Source organism: Trinickia acidisoli (genome assembly GCF_017315725.1).
Classification (GTDB): Bacteria; Pseudomonadota; Gammaproteobacteria; order Burkholderiales; family Burkholderiaceae; genus Trinickia; species Trinickia acidisoli.
Map to the genome: position 1 here is coordinate 1,107,893 of NZ_JAFLRG010000001.1, position 15,769 is coordinate 1,123,661.

The window sequence follows — 15,769 nt, forward strand, 5'->3', positions numbered from 1 at the left end:
CGATACGGCTACATCTGCGTCCAATCGAACCGATCCCGCCCCATCAGAGGTGAAAAAATGCAATCTTTCCCGCTGTTCGTCGTAGGTTCGCCGAGGTCGGGAACGACCTTTCTTTGCTGTGTTCTCAATGCCCACCCCCTCATTCATTTGACGAACGAGTGCCGAGTCTTCGCTCTGCTCAAAGACACGCTGGACGTCGGCAGTGATCGTCCGGATTTGCTGAGTCCGCCGCTTAGGGATCGCTTTATCGCTTTTAGCCGTCATACGCTCGGTGGCTGGGTCGAGCGTTTTTATCGCGACGCGCTCGAAATCACGACGCCGATTTGGGGGGATAAGCATCCTCCGTACGCGGACCCGTCGGTCCTGTCTGGCCGCATGGGGTCGGTCGAGCGCCTGCCGCGCTCGGGGTCGTGTCTGCGGCTGATACGTGAATTGCTGCCGACGGCGCGGTTCATTCACATTCATCGCGATCCGGGCCGCGTGGCCAACTCACTGGTGCGCAAGCATTGGATCGGCTCGATCGATGATGGCATCCGCGTGTGGGGGCAATACGTAACGGAGATTCTCGATTTTTTCGAGGAACTGCCGGCGCAGCACACACTGACGATCGCGTATCGCAATCTGATCGAGGATTCCGATACGACGGCTCAGCGCATCGGAGCGTTCCTTGGTTTGGCCGATGCATCGGCAATCAGCGACTTTCTGACGTCTCAGCGACGCACGCCTACGCCGTTCAGCGAACCGGTGACCGATATGGCGGATCTTTATGTCGTTCCCGATACGCCGATGACCGACGACAAACTCTTGAAACTTGCAGGCCGAGCGGCAACGCGGCTGGGGTATGTCGCTGCGTAAAGCATTGCCTGTGAGACACACTCAAATCCTGCCCGGCAGCGTCTATCACAGCCGCAGCGTTCGAGACGCAGAGCCGCATCCTGCAACGCGCCTATCGAGGCGACGTCCGAGTGTCGCTTCGTTGCCGCGCCCAATGGTCCGTCAAAAGCCCGAGACCGAGGCGATCGCCTCGGCGCGCGGCGTCCGCGCGAAAAAGCTAGACTTCTTAAATTTTCTCTCTATAGTAAGACCATTCGTCTTTCGCTTGGCTGACAGTGGCCGGCGTTCGGCGGATTGCTCCACCCGAGCAGCAGTTCGTTCAATGAAAACAATACCGGAGATATCGATGAGCGAAATGATTTCGGCTGGCATTCGAGCACCAAGCAAAGTTCTAATGGCCAAGGGCCCGGTTGAGACAGCGGCATTGTCGACTTAGCGAACGGCAGCCGCATTAACTTCCCACTTTAATTCTATATTTTCCTTTTGAATCCCATATAAGACCGATGTTCTGGCCGGAAATCGGCTTAATTTCCCACTTTTATCGAGGAAATTGGGGTGCTGACAATTGCGAAGTTTGCGTCGATAGGCTGACCCAGCCTAGGTATTTTTGCGGCCTTTGAGGCGATGAAATGTCGTCGCCGTCGGCAAGACAACGAGAGTGGAATGGTTGGCCAATTCTCTGGGGAAGGGCAGATGAGTGGGGCTTCACGGCAGACTATTTGACCCCAAATATGTCAATATAGTCCGACTAATAAAGTTATGATCGAAAGGGAAATTCGACATGAAGCATGGGTCATTACTTCGCCGCCTGTGGGGGGCGATCGTCCTTGGATTCACGTTTTTGTTGGCAGGACCGACTGTCTCGATGGCTGCCGGCCTCCTGCCGTGCGACATCTACGCAAACGGAGGAACGGCTTGTGTCGCCGCGCATAGCACGACGCGCGCGCTATTTGCCAACTACGATGGCCCGCTTTACCAAGTCAAACGCGCGTCGGACAGCCAGACGGAGAACATCGGTGTGCAAGCCACGGGCGGCTACGCCAAGGCCAGCGATCAGGACGCGTTCTGTGCCGGTACCACATGCGTAATCAGCGTCATTTACGACCAAACGTCCAATCACAACGACCTCACGATCGAGCCCAAAGGCGGTAACGGCGGCGCCGACGGCGGGGTTCCGGCGGATGCGTTGCCGGTCACCGCAGGCGGTGCCAAAGTCTATGGCGCGTCGTTCTCGGGCGTGATGGGCTACCGTAATGTCGCCACGACGGGAGTCGCCCGGAACGGCGCTCCCGAGGGGATGTACATGGTCACCTCCGGCACGCACTTCAACGGTTCATGCTGCTTCGACTATGGCAATGCGGAAACGTCGATCACAGATACCGGCAACGGGCACATGGATGCGATCAATTTCAGTACCGAATGCTGGTTCGCGCCTTGCAGCGGTAGCGGCCCGTGGGTGCAGGCCGACCTCGAGAACGGGTTGTTCGAGTCGGGCGCCGGACCAAGCCAAGACACGGCCAATACGGGCAACACAGAACCGTACGTGACCGCGGTGCTGAAAAACGACGGTCAAAAGAACTTCGTGCTCAAGTACGGCAACGCGCAGAGCGGGGCGCTCACGACCAGCTACTCTGGGGCGCTGCCCACGAATGGCTACCAGCCCATGCATCAGGAAGGATCGATCGTGCTGGGGACGGGCGGCGACAACAGCAACGGGTCGATCGGCTCTTTCTTTGAAGGGGTGATGACCGCGGGTGTGCCTAGCGATGCCGTCGACAACGCCGTCCAGGCCAATATCGTGAGCGTTGGCTACGGCGGCCCGACTTCGGCCGCCGGTGCATTGAGTCAAGATTCGACGGTTTCGTTGAACGCGACCACGCCTTGTTGCACGACCCGATACATCAGCCAACAAAGCGGCGAGACCGCGCAAAGCGGCACGGTGGTCACCGCGGTGATCTCCAGTACGAGTTCGACCTTGGCCGCTCAAGATTCGACGTGGATCTTACGCGCCGGCCTTGCGGATTCGAGCTGCTACTCGTTCGAATCGCGTGATTATCCGGGTGAATTCATGCGCCACTTCGACTTCCACGTTTACCGGGAGCCGATGGACGGAACAGAACAATTTCGTGAGGACGCAACCTTTTGCGCCGAGGCCGGAAAAGATGGGCAAGGGACGTCGTTCCGTTCCTACAACTACCCGACCCGATACCTGCGCCATTACAACAACACGCTTTACGTCAGCAGCGATGGTGGCCCGAATGATTTCGATTCGGCGAACTTGTGGACCTACGACGTCAGTTGGCTCGTGACGGCACCGTGGGCGCCGTGAGGCTGGCTGAATCTATGTCGGCCTAGAAAAATGCAGGACGAGAAGGTCTGAACGTGTTGTAACGAAAAGAGCGGTCAAGCCCTTCGGCGCAGCGGTATCGCTGAAGGGCTTTCGTTTCGGTCGACGAATTCACAAGATCTTCAGATCGGGACATGTCGCGAACTTGCTTCTTGCACATACCCCAATTCTCGCTGGTGGCGAATGGATAACATCAGAACGCGCGAATCCGAGTGCGCGTACAACACCAAGTGGGCATGTATGACGTATTCCCGGAGCTCAGGCACTCCCGCATCAACGGCAAACCGCAGTACCCGTTCCAGCCGCCATTGGCCTTCGATCGAATTGGCGGCAAGCACACCCGCCGGGCGGCCAATTTTCGGATGCAGCTTCACTAGGTCAACGAACTGGAGAACCTCGTCCTGCAAGTGTTCAATCCTCGTGTATGCCGAGTCAGCGTCTTGAGCGAGCATGAACGCTTCGAGGATGCCTAGCCGTTCCCCGAAGCTTTCCGCAAAATCAACTCGCATCACTTCCGGGAACCGGAGCGTCGCAGCGACTGACGGAATTCCTCTTCGGACTGTACTCGACCTGCAAGCGCGTCCTTGAGTCCCTTCTCGGCATCACTCAACAGGACCAGCCGGCCGTGCTCTGCTTCGAGGGCATGGTAGTAATCCAGCTTCCGGGCGTCGACAAGCGCGACGTACGCCGAGCCGTTCTTCGTCAAAACCTTCTCGACGCCGGCGATCACATCCTCCGCCAACTCTGTCAGTCGTGAACGCGCTTCGCTAATGGGCACTACGTCTTGGGTCCGAATGGACATATACGTATCTCGTACAAAATTTGTTAACAGAAACGTACAAGAATCCAGATGCCCAGTCAAGACCAGTTCGAGACAACCGACACGGCAAGAAAAGCGCACGAACTAACCGATCATCTGATGTTGGACGAACGTCGATTACTATCGCAAGACCGTACCCGAGCGACGGCAATGATGATGACCGGTTGCACGCTGACTAGACCACTCCACGGGGAACACCGCATGAAGCGTTTCTATTGTGCAATAACCGCCTTGCTCATCGCCGTCAACGTCCACGCCAATCCGCTCGATCGCGGCGACCTCGTGACGTTCCCGACACGGGACGGCATAACGCAAAGCGTCTTTATCGAGTCGCCGTCGCCCAATCCACCGTGGGTGATCGTTCTATTCGGCGGTACGCCGGGCGCCCTGCATCTCGACGCGACCGGGGCGACGACGCTCAAGGGCAACTTTCTGATTCGCTCGGCGCACCATTGGATCGATTGGGGCGATGCGGTCGTATTGGTCGATACGCCATCCGATCACCCGCAGGGCGTCGACGGTCTCTTCCGGCGAAGCAAGGAATCGTTCGCGGATACGCAGGCCGTGGTGGCGACGGTGCGGCAACGTTTCTCGAACGCGAAGATCGCGTTGGTCAGTACGAGTGCGGGGACGGTATCGGTCGGTAATGCGCTGCAACGCGATCCGACCGTGGCCGATGCATTCGTGTTGACCTCTCCCGTGACCGTCTCGCACAGGGGCGGCGCGAACATCGCCGATCTTGACGTGGACGGCGCGAAATATCGCGTGTTGGTCGTCTCGAATCGGGATGACGCGTGCGTTTCGTCGCCGGCATATGGGGGTAAGCGTCTGGCCGAACACAACCATTTCGATTTCGTTGAAGTCGATTCCACGCAGGGCGGTGGAGACAAGTCGGAGAATTGCGGCGGACATGCGCCACATGGATTCCTCGGCATCGAGGTGGAGGTGCTAAGCGACATCAACAGCTGGTTGATGGGACAGTCGGTCACTTCCGGGAAGTAGACGTAAGGCGCCCGCGAAGGGGCGCCTTACCTGAACTACGCGTATCGATGGCCGCCTACGAGTTCGCCCGCGTTGCCTGGATATCGAGCATCAATTGCATGACCTCCCCGGGCGTCCACGGTATGACCGTTGCATAGTTGTCCTGCAACCGGGTCGACAGCTCGCTGACGGCGCCTCCGATTTGCAGCGCTTGATACACCACGGTGGCGCAGTTATTGGTGAGTGCTTCGTAAAGATTGTTTTCGTCGGCTAGATACGGCTCCCACCACGCTTTTATTTTTGCTTCGTCGATGCCCTGGAGCGAAAGAACCAGGGGCGGGGCCGATCCCTGTTTGTCTAGATCGTTTTGATAGCTGACGTCTTCGGGCGGTGCGTGCTTGCCCATATAGGCCGGAGGCAAGAATGACATCACAAGAAAGCCGTACGGCCACCAGCCGAGATAAGTGCCGTCGGAAAGCATCATCGACGTGTGTCCCGAATAACGCGAGGTGAGACGGGTTGGCCAGACGTAGACCAGGGTCGATCCGGCGGGCGGTCCGCTGGCCTCGACGCTATCGTAGGAGAAGGTCGACCAACTGACGGTGCCAGCCGCGTTCTGATTGGGAATGGTCTCGTCGACCGTGAAGGTGTAGATTTCCCCGGTTGCGATGTTCCAGGCTTTGATGCTGTCGATCTGCAGTCCGTTGGGGAGGAAGTGATGGTTGCCGAGCAGGCTCAGCGTCGTGAGGTCGGTGGTGTTGAGCTGCAGCGCAAAGGCATAGCTCTGCCCGGCTTGCCAGCCACCCTGCATGAAGAGCCCGCGCTTCGCGTCGCCGGACACCTTGACCATTAACTCTCCGTAGTACGCATGCGGCATATTGGCGGACACGGTGAAGGTGAGCATCCAGTTGCGGCTGTTGACCGGAAGCGGCGCGTCCGCGGACGCGGTCAGAGTGCGCGACTCGCTTTGGGTTCCGGTCGAAGATTCGGCCTCGGCTTGCTCTCTGGCGCCTTCCGCGCCGAGCAGACGGACATAGACCGTCTGCGATTGCAGGCCCGCGACGAATCCTTCTCCCGCGCAAAAGCTATCGGCCGCGCCGGCGACGGGCGCCCACAGGTTGAAACTCGGTAGATATTCCTGAACCGAGCTTTTGTCCGACGCTAGGCCATAGAGTGCTATACCGGACGCACAGAGCTGCGCAAAGCCCGAGCCGATCGAGGTCCATTGCATCGGCGTGCCTGAATAGAGGAACACCGCGCCCGCGGCGTCTACACCATAAAGATTATTGCCGGCCGCCACGATGCTGGCCATCGCGCTGCCGATCGTGCTCCAGTCGGTCGTACCGGATGGGCACATCTGCACGCTTTGTCCGTCTTCCGCGATGGCGAAGCAGTAACTGTCGTTCGCGCAGACCGTTTGGAATGGCCCGCCCATCGACATCCATTCGTTCGGTGTGTCGGTGTACATCCAGACCGTGCCTTGCCCGTCGACGCCGTGCAGCGCGTTCAGCGCCGGGATCAACTGCGTCATCGGGCCGCCGAACGTGGACGTGCTGCCGATCGTGGACCATGCCAGTGTCGCGGCATCGAGGCACATGACCGCGGTCTCATCGGACGTGATCGAATACACGGCATCGCTCGTGCCCACGTATTGGCTGGCAGCGGGGCCGTTCATGGCGGTCCACTCGCCGACGGTCGCGGAAAACAACGACAGAGTGTTCTGAGCATCGACGGCGTATAACAGACCGCCGCCGCTGAAGATTCCCGTGAAGCCCGAGCCGACTTCCAGCCATCCCGACATCGGCTCGACCGGCGGCGAGGGTAGTTCGCTCCAGCCGCCCCAGTTGCCGCCCGGCGAATTTTGGCTGATGGTCCACAGCGCGCCGCCGTATTCGATCGAGAAAAGCCGGACGTTGCCGTTATTCTGGCCGGCCGCGGCGGTGCGGGACATCTGCGCGTTCTGCCCTTTGAAGCCGGGGCCTTCCCAATTGCTCCACGATCCGCCGGGCGTCGTTTGATACAGCGTCCAGATCTCGCCGGTTTCATCGGTTGCCCAGAGTTCGACTCCGCGGTTTCCCCATTGCTGGGACGCCGAAATCTGATGAAACGGCTTCGGCTGATTCGCGATGCCGGGGCCGGACCAACCGCCCCAGTTCCCGCCTGGCGAAAGTTGTCCGATCGACCAGACCTGGCCGTTTGTATCGAGCGAAAACAGCATTACGCAGCCGGTATTTTGTTCGGCGGCCGCGACCCGCGTCATGGGAACGCTCTGCCCCTTGAAGCCGGGGCCTTCCCAATTGCTCCAAGATCCGCCCGGCGTGGTTTGGTAGAGCGTCCAAATTTGGCCGTCCGCATCGATCGCCCAGAGTTCGACGCCGCGATTTCCGCTTTGCTGCGATGCCGCTATGGGCCCGAATGTGCGTGGCTGGTCATGCAACCAGGGGCCGCTCCAACTCCCCCAATTGCCTCCTGGCGACATTTGCGGGATGCACCAGACACTTCCTTCCATGTCGGTCATGAACAGCATGAGGCAACCGGTATTCTGATCGGCCGCGGCGACTTGCCAGGCCGGCACTGACTGCCCTTTGAACCCTGGTCCTTCCCAACTGCTCCATGCGCCCCCGGCGGTGGTTTGGTAGAGCGTCCATATCTGGCCCGACAAGTCTGTTGTCCAGAGTTCTACGCCGCGATTGCCGCTTTGCTGCGCAGCGGCGATGGCATGAACCACTTCTGATGTGCTCGTCATTCCCAAGTCTCCATGGTTATCGTTCGTCTTCTTCTACTTCCATGCAACACGCCATGATCCTGATGGCACCGGCGTGGAACGCGTCGATGCGAATCGAGGCCGTGACGCTCGTTTCGAAGCCCCGGCGCACGAGGTGCCGGGGCTTCGGATTTCGTTCGCTTCATAAAGCACGTATCGGCGAACGTTTTATTCGGACATGCCATGGGCAATGGCGTGGCCTGTCGACCACGCTATTGATTGAAATGGATGTTTGCGGCGCTGGATGGATTAAGAAGATTATGCATCTAAATGATGCTGGCGCAATATTTCGTTTGATTGGTTTGCTATCACATTCGCTATATGCATGTGTACGACGACGCTGCGCAATCTCTTCCGTTCGAGATCGAATGCTACTCTGGCTTTAGGATTGGGCTGCTACGGAAGATTTGTAATCTCTTGTATTGCCGATCGATTTTTGAATTCCTATCGGGAATATGAGTCGTGTAATTCTCGCGTGATTTGATGCAGAACGTTATTCCTGACAATCTGGTCGGCGAGTGTCTTTCGAATTCTTTTTGATCGCAGGTTATCCCGGTGGAACCGAATCTGCGAGTTGTCGGACGGGGAGGCCTGTCGCGGAAGAACGGCGCCCGCAATTTCGATAAATAAATGTAAGGCACCCCGTGAGGAGGCACCTTACTCTGAATCCAACGATGCGTTAGGCGAGCGCCACTACCGCGATCTCGACGAGCAGATGCGATGACGCGAGTTTTGCCTCGACGGTGGCTCGCGTCGGCGCGCAGCCTTGCGGTACCCAGGCGTCCCAGATCTCGTTCATGCCGGCGAAATCGCGCTCGATGTTCGCGAGCCAGACTTGCGCGGAGACGAGCCGCGTCTTGTCGATACCGGCCTTGTCGAGAAAGCCGTCGATTTTCTCGAGAACCTTCGCGGTTTGGATTCTCACATCGGGCGCCGGATCGGCCGACGTTTGGCCGCCGATGAACACGAGGCCCGCCGCTTTGACGACGCGGCTCATTCGCTGGTTCGTATCGATTCGAGTGATGTCGGACATACAGTGATCTCCCTCGCCGTGACGGCGATACAAGAGGGTCGAGGAACGCCGCGCGGATCGCGCGACCGGGAACAGGCGTTGCGCGTCGCGACGAAACGCGGGCGGCGCGGTGCATGCATAAAGTTAGGACTACTGATGAACAGCGACGCTGACCTGCAATCCTTCCGCCGACGATCGCGAGAACCGATCGATCGCGAATGCGTCGAGCGATAGCGACACCGCACCGTCGAGCATCATCTCGGAGACGAGCCAACCGCAGCCCGGCCCCAACTGGAAGCCGCTGCCGCAATATCCGAACGAGTAGTAAAGATTCTCGGCCGTGCGGCTTGCGGAAATGATGGGCAGTGAATCGTCGGTGAATGCTTCGACGCCGGCCCATGCGCGATTGATGCCGAGATCGCGCAAGTGCGGGAACAGATCGACGACGGTGCGGGCGCTGCGCGCAAGACTCATGAAGTCCACTTCGCCATGCCGTCCCTGTAAATCGGCGATGCCGATCAATTTGCCGCCGATCACGACCGTGCCGTTGTCGAACTGCTTGAATGACAGCGGCCTTCCGGTCGCGCCGAGTGTTGCCCGGCAGAACGGCGCGACGCGATGCGTGACCATCAACATCAAACCTTCCGGATGCACGGGCACGGGTTCCCCTGCCTGACGCGCCAGCTCGCCCGACCATGCACCCGCTGCGATGAGGAGTTTCTCCGCCGCGAATAGCCCGCGCGGCGTGTGTGCGTACCAGCGTGCGCCGCGCTGTTCGATCCGCGTGACGAGTGTGTTTTCGTGAAAGCGCACACCTTGCCGCTGCGCGGCGAGCCGAAATGCAGTGGTCGTGCGAAACGGCAGGGCATAGCCGTCGCGTTCGACCCAGATTCCGCCCGTGACATGCTTGGCAAGCGCCGGTTCGAGTTCGCGCACCGCTTCGCGATCGATGAGTCTTTCGTGGGTGAAACCATGCGCTTCCAGCAAGGCCACGCGCTCGCGACACACGTCGAGTTCGGCTTCGGTTTCGGCGATCTTCAATTGTCCCGACGCGACGAAGCCGCCGTCATCGCCCACGATCTCGGGCAGCGCATGCCAGATCTCGCGCGACACCAGCGCGAGCGGGATTTCCTCGAGCGGGCGCCCGAGCGTGCGCACGCCGCCGGCGTTGACGCCCGACGAATGGCGCGCGACGTAGTCGGCCTCGAGCACGATCACGCTCACGTCGCGACGGGCCAAATGGAAGGCACTGCTCGTGCCGTGCAATCCCCCGCCGATGACGAGAACGTCCGCTGCCTCCACGACGCTCGCGCTCTGATGCGATAGATCATTCACCGGCAAGCTCTCCGAGCGTGAGCGGTTTGATGGGCGGACGAATGCGGTAATAGCCGACTTCGGCCGGCGATACCTTGCGTGCGTCCGCGATCACTTCCGTGACGGTCAGGCCGCACATGCGCCCTTGGCACGGACCCATGCCGCAGCGTCCGAACGACTTCGCCTGATTCGGCCCGACGCAACCGAGCGCGACGAATCCGCGTAGTTCGCCCGCCGTCACTTCCTCGCAGCGGCAAACGATCGTGTCGTCGGCGGGAATGCGGTTCGCATCGCGCGGACGATACAGGCTGTCGAGAAACGGGCGGATGCGCATCACGCGCGCGAGTGTCGCGCGATGCAAAGCCGCTTCGCGTTCACGCGTGTCCGCATCGATCGCACCGAGTTGCGATGCGACCGCGAGCGCGGCAAGCGTGCCTTGCTCCGCGGCCGCTTGTGCGCCGCCGATTCCCGCGCCGTCGCCGACGACGAAAACGCCCGGCACGTCGAGCTCGCCCCATGCATCCACTTCGGGCGTGAAGCAGAGCTGCGCGTCGTCCCATCGATGCGTCGCACGCAGCGCATGCGTGAACTGCGTATTGGGCACGACACCTTGATGCAGCAGGATCACGTCCGCGTCGATACGGTGCTCGCCGGCTGGGGTCGTGAAGGCGAGTGCGGCGGCACGTTGCGTACCCTCGCTGTTTGCTTTGCCTTCGACACGCAGATTGTCGGCGCCTTCATACATGGGCACGCCTGCTTGCCGCAACGTGCGGATCAGATGCAGCCCCTTGCGGAGAAACGGCCACGCGCGCAGTGCGGAGAGCAGATGGCGCTTCGCGCGCCAGCGGTCCTCGTGTCGAGTCGTGTCGACGAGTGCGCGGATCGGCACGCCGGCACGCACGTACTGCCATCCGAGCAGATACAAGAGGGGGCCGCAGCCCGCGAGGATGGGTGGGGCCGTAGGCACTTCACCGGCACTCTTCAAAAGAATTTGCGCCGCGCCCGCGGTCAGCACGCCGGGCAGTGTCCAGCCCGGAATCGGAAACGGCCGCTCGAGGGCGCCGCTTGCGAGGATGACGCGCTTGCCCTCGAGGCTGCGGACCTTCCCGTCCTTCAGGTAATGCACCGCACGCTCGCGCGTCACCTGCCATACCGATGCGTTCGCGACGTGCCTTGCACCGGAGTGCGAGAAGGCGTCGGCAATGGCGGAACCCGCTGCATAGTCGGGGCCGAGAATCTCCTTGCGGCGCACGTCGGCGCGGCCGATCGCCCGATAGATTTGTCCTCCCACGGCGTCCTGCTCGTCGAGCAGCACCACGGACAGACCCGCGCGGGCCGCGCGCGTTGCCGCGCTCATGCCCGCGGGGCCCGCACCCACGACGACGACATCTACGACATCGACGGCTTCCGAAGCAAGATCAGCGGCCATGAACGTGCTCCGTTGCGTTGGCCGTCGCCGGCGGGAGATCGCGTGCGCCTTCCTGCGAACGAATGCGCATGCCTGCGCGCACCTGCACCATGCAGCTCTGCCGGCTCGGCACGCCGTCGATTTCGACGAGACACTCGAAGCAGGCTCCCATCATGCAGTAGGGCGCGCGCGGCGAACCCGACACCGGCGTCGCCCGAAACCGCGAGACGCCGGCAGCCAGTAGCGCGGCGGCGACCGAGCGTCCGCCCGGCACGGAGAGCGGCCGATCGTTGAACCAAATGTCGACGGGTGCATCGGCACTGGCCAGCGGTTTGAACAGCGATTGAGTCGATTGGGAAGTCATGACAGTTTCAGTGAGCGGGAATCGATTCGGCGAAGGCGGCAAAGCGGCGCGCGGAGAAAGCCGGCAGTTCGTCGGGCATCGGCGCACCCGCGATCCACGGCGCGAGACGCAGGACGTGAGCCGCGGCGAGCGTCACACCGCTGTGGCAAGTAACGACGAACGCGCCCGGATGTGTGCGGGACGCTTCGTAGATCGGAAAGCCGTCGGGGCTGTAGATGCGCAGTGCCGCCCACGTTCGTATGAGTCGAACGTGGCGCAGCATCGGAAACGTGCGCACGCCGCGTCGGGCGATCTCGCTCAGCACGGGCGTGGTGGTGAAGTCGTTGAAGCCGACCTGTTCCATCGAGTCGCCGAATTGAACGGTCCCCTCGTCGGTTTGCCGAACGTTGAGCGTCGGGTAGCGAAGAAAAGGTTCGACGCGCTCGCTCACCAGTACCTGGCCGCGGTTGGGTGCGACGGGTGCATCGAGGCCGACGAGCGGTGCAAGCGTCCGGTTGCCGAGCCCCGCGGCGAGCACGAGCCGCGCGGCGCGATGCGTGCCGTGCCGGCTTTGCACCGTGAAGCCGTCTTTGCCCGATTCGATGCGCTCCACGCGCGCTCCAGAATGCAACGTGACACCGCGCCGCTGCATGCCCGCATGCAGCGCGCGCAATAGCTTGAGCGGATTGACGTGGCCGTCCATCGGCGTGTAGCTCGCGCCGATGACGTCCGGCCCGAGGCCCGGCACTCGCTCGCGCGCTTCGCGATGGTCGAGCAATTCGAAGGGGTAGTCGCCGATCTCTTGCTGCAGCGTCGATAGGCGCTTATGGCGCTCGGCCAGTTCCGCGTCGGAGAAACAGAAGTGGAAGCCGCCGGGCTGCCGCAGCGCCACGTCGATACCCGTATCGTCGAGCAGATGCTCGGCGAGCATCGGCCAGCGCGTGGCCGAGCCGCGCGACCAGCGTGCATAAGGCGTCAGGCCGTAACCCTTGCCCTGAATCCAGACGAGGCCGAAATTGCCGCGCGACGCGCGAAAGCCGCCGTCTCCCTCGTCGAGCACGGTGACGCGCGCACCGTCGCGCGCGAGCCCGTATGCGAGCGCGGTGCCGACCAGCCCGCCGCCGATCACGAGCACGTCGGCGCTCATGGACGCCTTGGATGTCATCGAACTTCTCCGATCAGGATGCGATCCAGTCCCACCAAGCGATCGAGCAGCACCATCAGCGCGATCGTGCCGACGATCAGCACCGCCGACACCGAAGTGACGAGCGGGTCGATGGTTTGCTGGATCTGGTTGTACATGGCGACAGGTAATGTCGTCGTACCCGGTGTCGCGACGAAGATCGTCATCGTCAGTTCGTCGAAGCTCTGAATGAACGAGAGCAGCCAACCGCCCGCCACGCCGGTGCGGATCATCGGCAGTACGACGCGTCGAAATGCGGTGAAGCGACTGGCGCCGCACGAGAGCGCGGCGCGCTCGGCGTCACGATCGAGCCCGACGGCCGACGACAACGCAAGACGCAACGCATACGGCACGACGATCACGACGTGCGTCGCCACGAGCGCGGCAAACGAACCGTTCAAATTCAGCAGCGACAAAAAGCGCAGGAACGCGATGCCGAGCACGACGGCGGGAATCATCATCGGCGAGAGAAAGAACGCCATCAGCGCGCCGCGACCCGGAAAGCGATAGCGGGCGATGGCGAGCGCGGCCGGCACGGCGAGCACGACCCCGATCGTGGCCGCCGTGAAGGCGAGCCGCACCGAGAGCCAGAATGCCGACACCATGTCGTCGTCCTCGAGAATCGCGCGGAACCAGCGCAGCGACGCGCCGTGGAACGGCATCGAGATGTAGCCCTTGTCGGTGAACGCGACGAGCAGCACGGCCACGAGCGGCGCGAGGATGAACGTGAGAAAGAGCACGTTGTAGATGAGCCCGAGGATCCCGTTTTGCTTCATGGTCTCGCCCCGTCAGTCGAAGATGTGTTTGAAGCGGCGTTCGGCAAGGCGGCTGCAGCCCATCACGATCGCGACGTTGGCGATGAGCAGCAGCACGACGATGCTCGCGCCGAGCGGCCAGTTCAACGTGCCGAGAAATTCGTCGTAGGCGGCGGTGGCCACCACTTTCAGACGACGGCCGCCGATCAGCGCGGGGGTTGCGAATGCCGATGCCGACAACGCGAACACGATGATCGAGCCCGAGAGCACGCCCGGCATGATTTGCGGCAGCACGACGCGACCGAACACACGCATCGGCGAGGCGCCCAGCGAGCGTCCCGCCCACTCCACCTGTGGATCGAGCTTTTGCAGCGTCGCCCAAACCGACATCACCATGAACGGCACGAGTACGTGTGTGAGCGCGACGATCACGCCCGTCATCGTGAACACGAAGCGGATCGGCTCCTGCGTGATGTCGAGCGCGCGCAGCAGGTCGTTGATCACGCCGTTGTTGCCAAGCAGAATTTCCCAGCCGAGCGTGCGCACGACGACGGAGATCATGAGCGGCCCGAGCACGACCAGCAGGCAGATCGATTGCCATGGCCGGCGCATGCGTGCGAGCACGATCGTTTCCGGTACACCGAGTACGATCGACAGCAACGTCACCGCGAATGCGAGGCCGGCCGTGCGCAGAAAAATCGTGCCGTAGTAAGGGTCGGTGACGACCTGCAGATAGTTGCGCAGCGTGTAGCCCGGTTGCACGCCGGCCATGTCGCGGAAGACGTGAAACGACAGCACGAACGTCAGGACGAGCGGCACGAGCAGCATCGTCACGAAAACCAGCAGTGCGGGCGCCGACAGCAGCCACGGCGCCGCTCCGGCGCGCGTATCGTCAAGCGTGGCCATGATGCTGCTCCCGGCTCAACACGCGTAGATCGTCATCGGCCCATGCAAGCCCGACCTCGTGGCCTTCTTCCGGCGGCGGCGCGCCGTGATTCGGTTGTGCGACATGCAGCTTGCCGAGCGCAGTGTCGACGACGAGCAGCCACTGGTTGCCGACGAACACGCGTGTCGCGATGCGCCCGTGCAGCCGAGCGTCGCCATTGGCGAGCCGGACCTTCTCCGGACGGATGTAGACGTTGACAGCGCCCGCGACATCGCGGCCTTCGTGCGGGACGTGCAGGGTTGCGCCGGCCACCGCCACTTCGGCGCAACGCGGATTGCGCCGCAGTACCTCGCCTTCGATCGTGTTCGTGCGGCCGAGGAACGTCGACGTGAACGGCGTGGCGGGACGCTCGTACGCATCGAAAGGCGTGCTCAGTTGAGCGACCTTGCCGCGATGCATCACGGCGATGCGATCGCTCATCGTCATTGCTTCGACCTGATCATGCGTGACGAGAATCGTCGTAATGCCGAGCCGCTTTTGAATGGCGCGCAGTTCGATGTGCATTTCCTCGCGCAGCTTCGCATCGAGGTTCGACATCGGTTCGTCGAGCAGCAGCAGTTCCGGTTCCATCGCAATCGCGCGAGCGATCGCCACGCGCTGCCGCTGGCCGCCCGAGAGCTCCTTCGGATAGCGCGCTTGCAGACCGCTCAGGTGCACGAGTTCGAGCGCTTCGGCGATGCGCTGCATCCGCGCATCGCGCTTGATCTTGCGCATCTCCAGGCCGAAGCCGACATTGCCTGCCACGGTCATGTGCGGGAACAGCGCATAGCTTTGAAACACGACGCCGATACCGCGCTTTTCCGGGCGTTCATTCGTGATGTCGCGGCCATCCAGCGTGATGCGGCCGCTCGTGGGCGCGACGAAGCCCGCGATCGTTTGCAGCGTCGTGGTCTTGCCGCAACCGGACGGACCGAGCAGCGACAGGAATTCGCCGCGCTCGACCGACAGATCGATTTGCTCGATCGCGGTGAAATCGCCGTACCGTTTGGAAATGCCTTGCAGCGTTAAGAAACTCATGAGCGTCCATCCTTCATCGAGAGCACGTGGCCAGCGAGGCGCGCA

15 protein-coding genes are annotated in these 15,769 nt (G+C 61.6%); 3 read left to right on the forward strand and 12 right to left on the reverse strand.

The window, feature by feature from the left end:
* Window positions 1–57 precede the first annotated feature (57 nt).
* Entirely contained in the window at window positions 58–855 is a 798-nt protein-coding gene (locus J3485_RS05135) for a sulfotransferase family protein (protein WP_206951475.1), read from the forward strand.
* Window positions 856–996: 141 nt separating this feature from the next.
* On the opposite strand, the gene J3485_RS05140 is transcribed toward J3485_RS05135, so the two are convergent.
* On the reverse strand, window positions 997–1,206 hold the full coding sequence (locus tag J3485_RS05140) for a hypothetical protein (protein WP_206951476.1): 210 nt from the start codon (window positions 1,204–1,206) through the stop codon (window positions 997–999).
* 493 nt (window positions 1,207–1,699) lie between these two features.
* Here J3485_RS05140 and J3485_RS05145 point away from each other — a divergent pair, with 493 nt between their 5' ends.
* Window positions 1,700–3,163, forward strand: coding sequence for an alpha-L-arabinofuranosidase B (locus J3485_RS05145; RefSeq protein WP_242538487.1), 1,464 nt, complete (start codon window positions 1,700–1,702; stop codon window positions 3,161–3,163).
* A gap of 140 nt (window positions 3,164–3,303) precedes the next feature.
* On the opposite strand, the gene J3485_RS05150 is transcribed toward J3485_RS05145, so the two are convergent.
* Window positions 3,304–3,690 (reverse strand): type II toxin-antitoxin system RelE/ParE family toxin, encoded by a 387-nt coding sequence (locus J3485_RS05150; protein ID WP_206951478.1) that lies wholly within the window; start codon window positions 3,688–3,690, stop codon window positions 3,304–3,306.
* Window positions 3,690–3,983 carry a type II toxin-antitoxin system Phd/YefM family antitoxin gene (locus J3485_RS05155; RefSeq protein ID WP_206951479.1) on the reverse strand — a complete coding sequence of 98 codons (294 nt, stop codon included), beginning with the start codon at window positions 3,981–3,983 and terminating at the stop codon, window positions 3,690–3,692. The genes J3485_RS05150 and J3485_RS05155 overlap by 1 nt, the downstream gene beginning before the upstream one ends.
* A 219-nt stretch (window positions 3,984–4,202) precedes the next feature.
* Between J3485_RS05155 and J3485_RS05160 the strand changes: the two genes are divergently transcribed.
* Entirely contained in the window at window positions 4,203–5,003 is an 801-nt protein-coding gene (locus tag J3485_RS05160; RefSeq protein ID WP_206951480.1) for an alpha/beta fold hydrolase, read from the forward strand.
* A 55-nt stretch (window positions 5,004–5,058) separates the two neighbouring features.
* On the opposite strand, the gene J3485_RS05165 is transcribed toward J3485_RS05160, so the two are convergent.
* From J3485_RS05165 to J3485_RS05205, 9 genes are all read right to left on the reverse strand, one after another.
* Entirely contained in the window at window positions 5,059–7,728 is a 2,670-nt protein-coding gene (locus J3485_RS05165) for a PLL family lectin (RefSeq protein ID WP_206951481.1), read from the reverse strand.
* Between the two features lie 697 nt (window positions 7,729–8,425).
* Window positions 8,426–8,779, reverse strand: coding sequence for a RidA family protein (locus tag J3485_RS05170; protein WP_206951482.1), 354 nt, complete (start codon window positions 8,777–8,779; stop codon window positions 8,426–8,428).
* A 129-nt stretch (window positions 8,780–8,908) separates the two neighbouring features.
* Window positions 8,909–10,093, reverse strand: a complete 1,185-nt coding sequence (locus J3485_RS05175; RefSeq protein WP_206951483.1) for an NAD(P)/FAD-dependent oxidoreductase — start codon at window positions 10,091–10,093, stop codon at window positions 8,909–8,911.
* The gene (locus J3485_RS05180; RefSeq protein WP_206951484.1) at window positions 10,086–11,501 is read right to left on the reverse strand and encodes an FAD/NAD(P)-dependent oxidoreductase; all 1,416 of its coding nucleotides are present in this window, start codon (window positions 11,499–11,501) and stop codon (window positions 10,086–10,088) included. Before J3485_RS05180 ends, J3485_RS05175 begins: the two co-directional genes overlap by 8 nt.
* Window positions 11,491–11,844 (reverse strand): (2Fe-2S)-binding protein, encoded by a 354-nt coding sequence (locus J3485_RS05185; protein ID WP_206951485.1) that lies wholly within the window; start codon window positions 11,842–11,844, stop codon window positions 11,491–11,493. Before J3485_RS05185 ends, J3485_RS05180 begins: the two co-directional genes overlap by 11 nt.
* 7 nt (window positions 11,845–11,851) lie before the next feature.
* Window positions 11,852–12,988, reverse strand: a complete 1,137-nt coding sequence (locus tag J3485_RS05190) for an NAD(P)/FAD-dependent oxidoreductase (RefSeq protein WP_206951486.1) — start codon at window positions 12,986–12,988, stop codon at window positions 11,852–11,854.
* Window positions 12,985–13,782, reverse strand: a complete 798-nt coding sequence (locus J3485_RS05195; RefSeq protein ID WP_206951487.1) for an ABC transporter permease — start codon at window positions 13,780–13,782, stop codon at window positions 12,985–12,987. The genes J3485_RS05190 and J3485_RS05195 overlap by 4 nt, the downstream gene beginning before the upstream one ends.
* Window positions 13,783–13,794: 12 nt before the next feature.
* A complete protein-coding gene (locus J3485_RS05200) occupies window positions 13,795–14,667 on the reverse strand; it encodes an ABC transporter permease (protein WP_206951488.1) in 873 nt (290 codons plus the stop codon).
* Window positions 14,654–15,724: an ABC transporter ATP-binding protein gene (locus J3485_RS05205; protein WP_206951489.1), complete on the reverse strand. Its 1,071-nt coding sequence runs from the start codon at window positions 15,722–15,724 to the stop codon at window positions 14,654–14,656. The genes J3485_RS05200 and J3485_RS05205 overlap by 14 nt, the downstream gene beginning before the upstream one ends.
* Window positions 15,725–15,769: the final 45 nt, after the last annotated feature.

Excerpts from the sequence above, each read along its gene's own strand:
- J3485_RS05135 (WP_206951475.1), top strand. The coding sequence starts at position 58 with ATGCAATCTTTCCCGCTGTTCGTCGTAGGTTCGCCGAGGTCGGGAACG.
- J3485_RS05140 (WP_206951476.1), bottom strand. The coding sequence starts at position 1,206 with ATGCCAGCCGAAATCATTTCGCTCATCGATATCTCCGGTATTGTTTTC.
- J3485_RS05180 (WP_206951484.1), bottom strand. The coding sequence starts at position 11,501 with ATGGCCGCTGATCTTGCTTCGGAAGCCGTCGATGTCGTAGATGTCGTC.
- J3485_RS05150 (WP_206951478.1), bottom strand. The coding sequence starts at position 3,690 with ATGCGAGTTGATTTTGCGGAAAGCTTCGGGGAACGGCTAGGCATCCTC.
- J3485_RS05170 (WP_206951482.1), bottom strand. The coding sequence starts at position 8,779 with ATGTCCGACATCACTCGAATCGATACGAACCAGCGAATGAGCCGCGTC.
- J3485_RS05190 (WP_206951486.1), bottom strand. The coding sequence starts at position 12,988 with ATGACATCCAAGGCGTCCATGAGCGCCGACGTGCTCGTGATCGGCGGC.
- J3485_RS05155 (WP_206951479.1), bottom strand. The coding sequence starts at position 3,983 with ATGTCCATTCGGACCCAAGACGTAGTGCCCATTAGCGAAGCGCGTTCA.
- J3485_RS05205 (WP_206951489.1), bottom strand. The coding sequence starts at position 15,724 with ATGAGTTTCTTAACGCTGCAAGGCATTTCCAAACGGTACGGCGATTTC.
- J3485_RS05185 (WP_206951485.1), bottom strand. The coding sequence starts at position 11,844 with ATGACTTCCCAATCGACTCAATCGCTGTTCAAACCGCTGGCCAGTGCC.
- J3485_RS05165 (WP_206951481.1), bottom strand. The coding sequence starts at position 7,728 with ATGACGAGCACATCAGAAGTGGTTCATGCCATCGCCGCTGCGCAGCAA.
- J3485_RS05200 (WP_206951488.1), bottom strand. The coding sequence starts at position 14,667 with ATGGCCACGCTTGACGATACGCGCGCCGGAGCGGCGCCGTGGCTGCTG.
- J3485_RS05160 (WP_206951480.1), top strand. The coding sequence starts at position 4,203 with ATGAAGCGTTTCTATTGTGCAATAACCGCCTTGCTCATCGCCGTCAAC.
- J3485_RS05195 (WP_206951487.1), bottom strand. The coding sequence starts at position 13,782 with ATGAAGCAAAACGGGATCCTCGGGCTCATCTACAACGTGCTCTTTCTC.
- J3485_RS05145 (WP_242538487.1), top strand. The coding sequence starts at position 1,700 with ATGGCTGCCGGCCTCCTGCCGTGCGACATCTACGCAAACGGAGGAACG.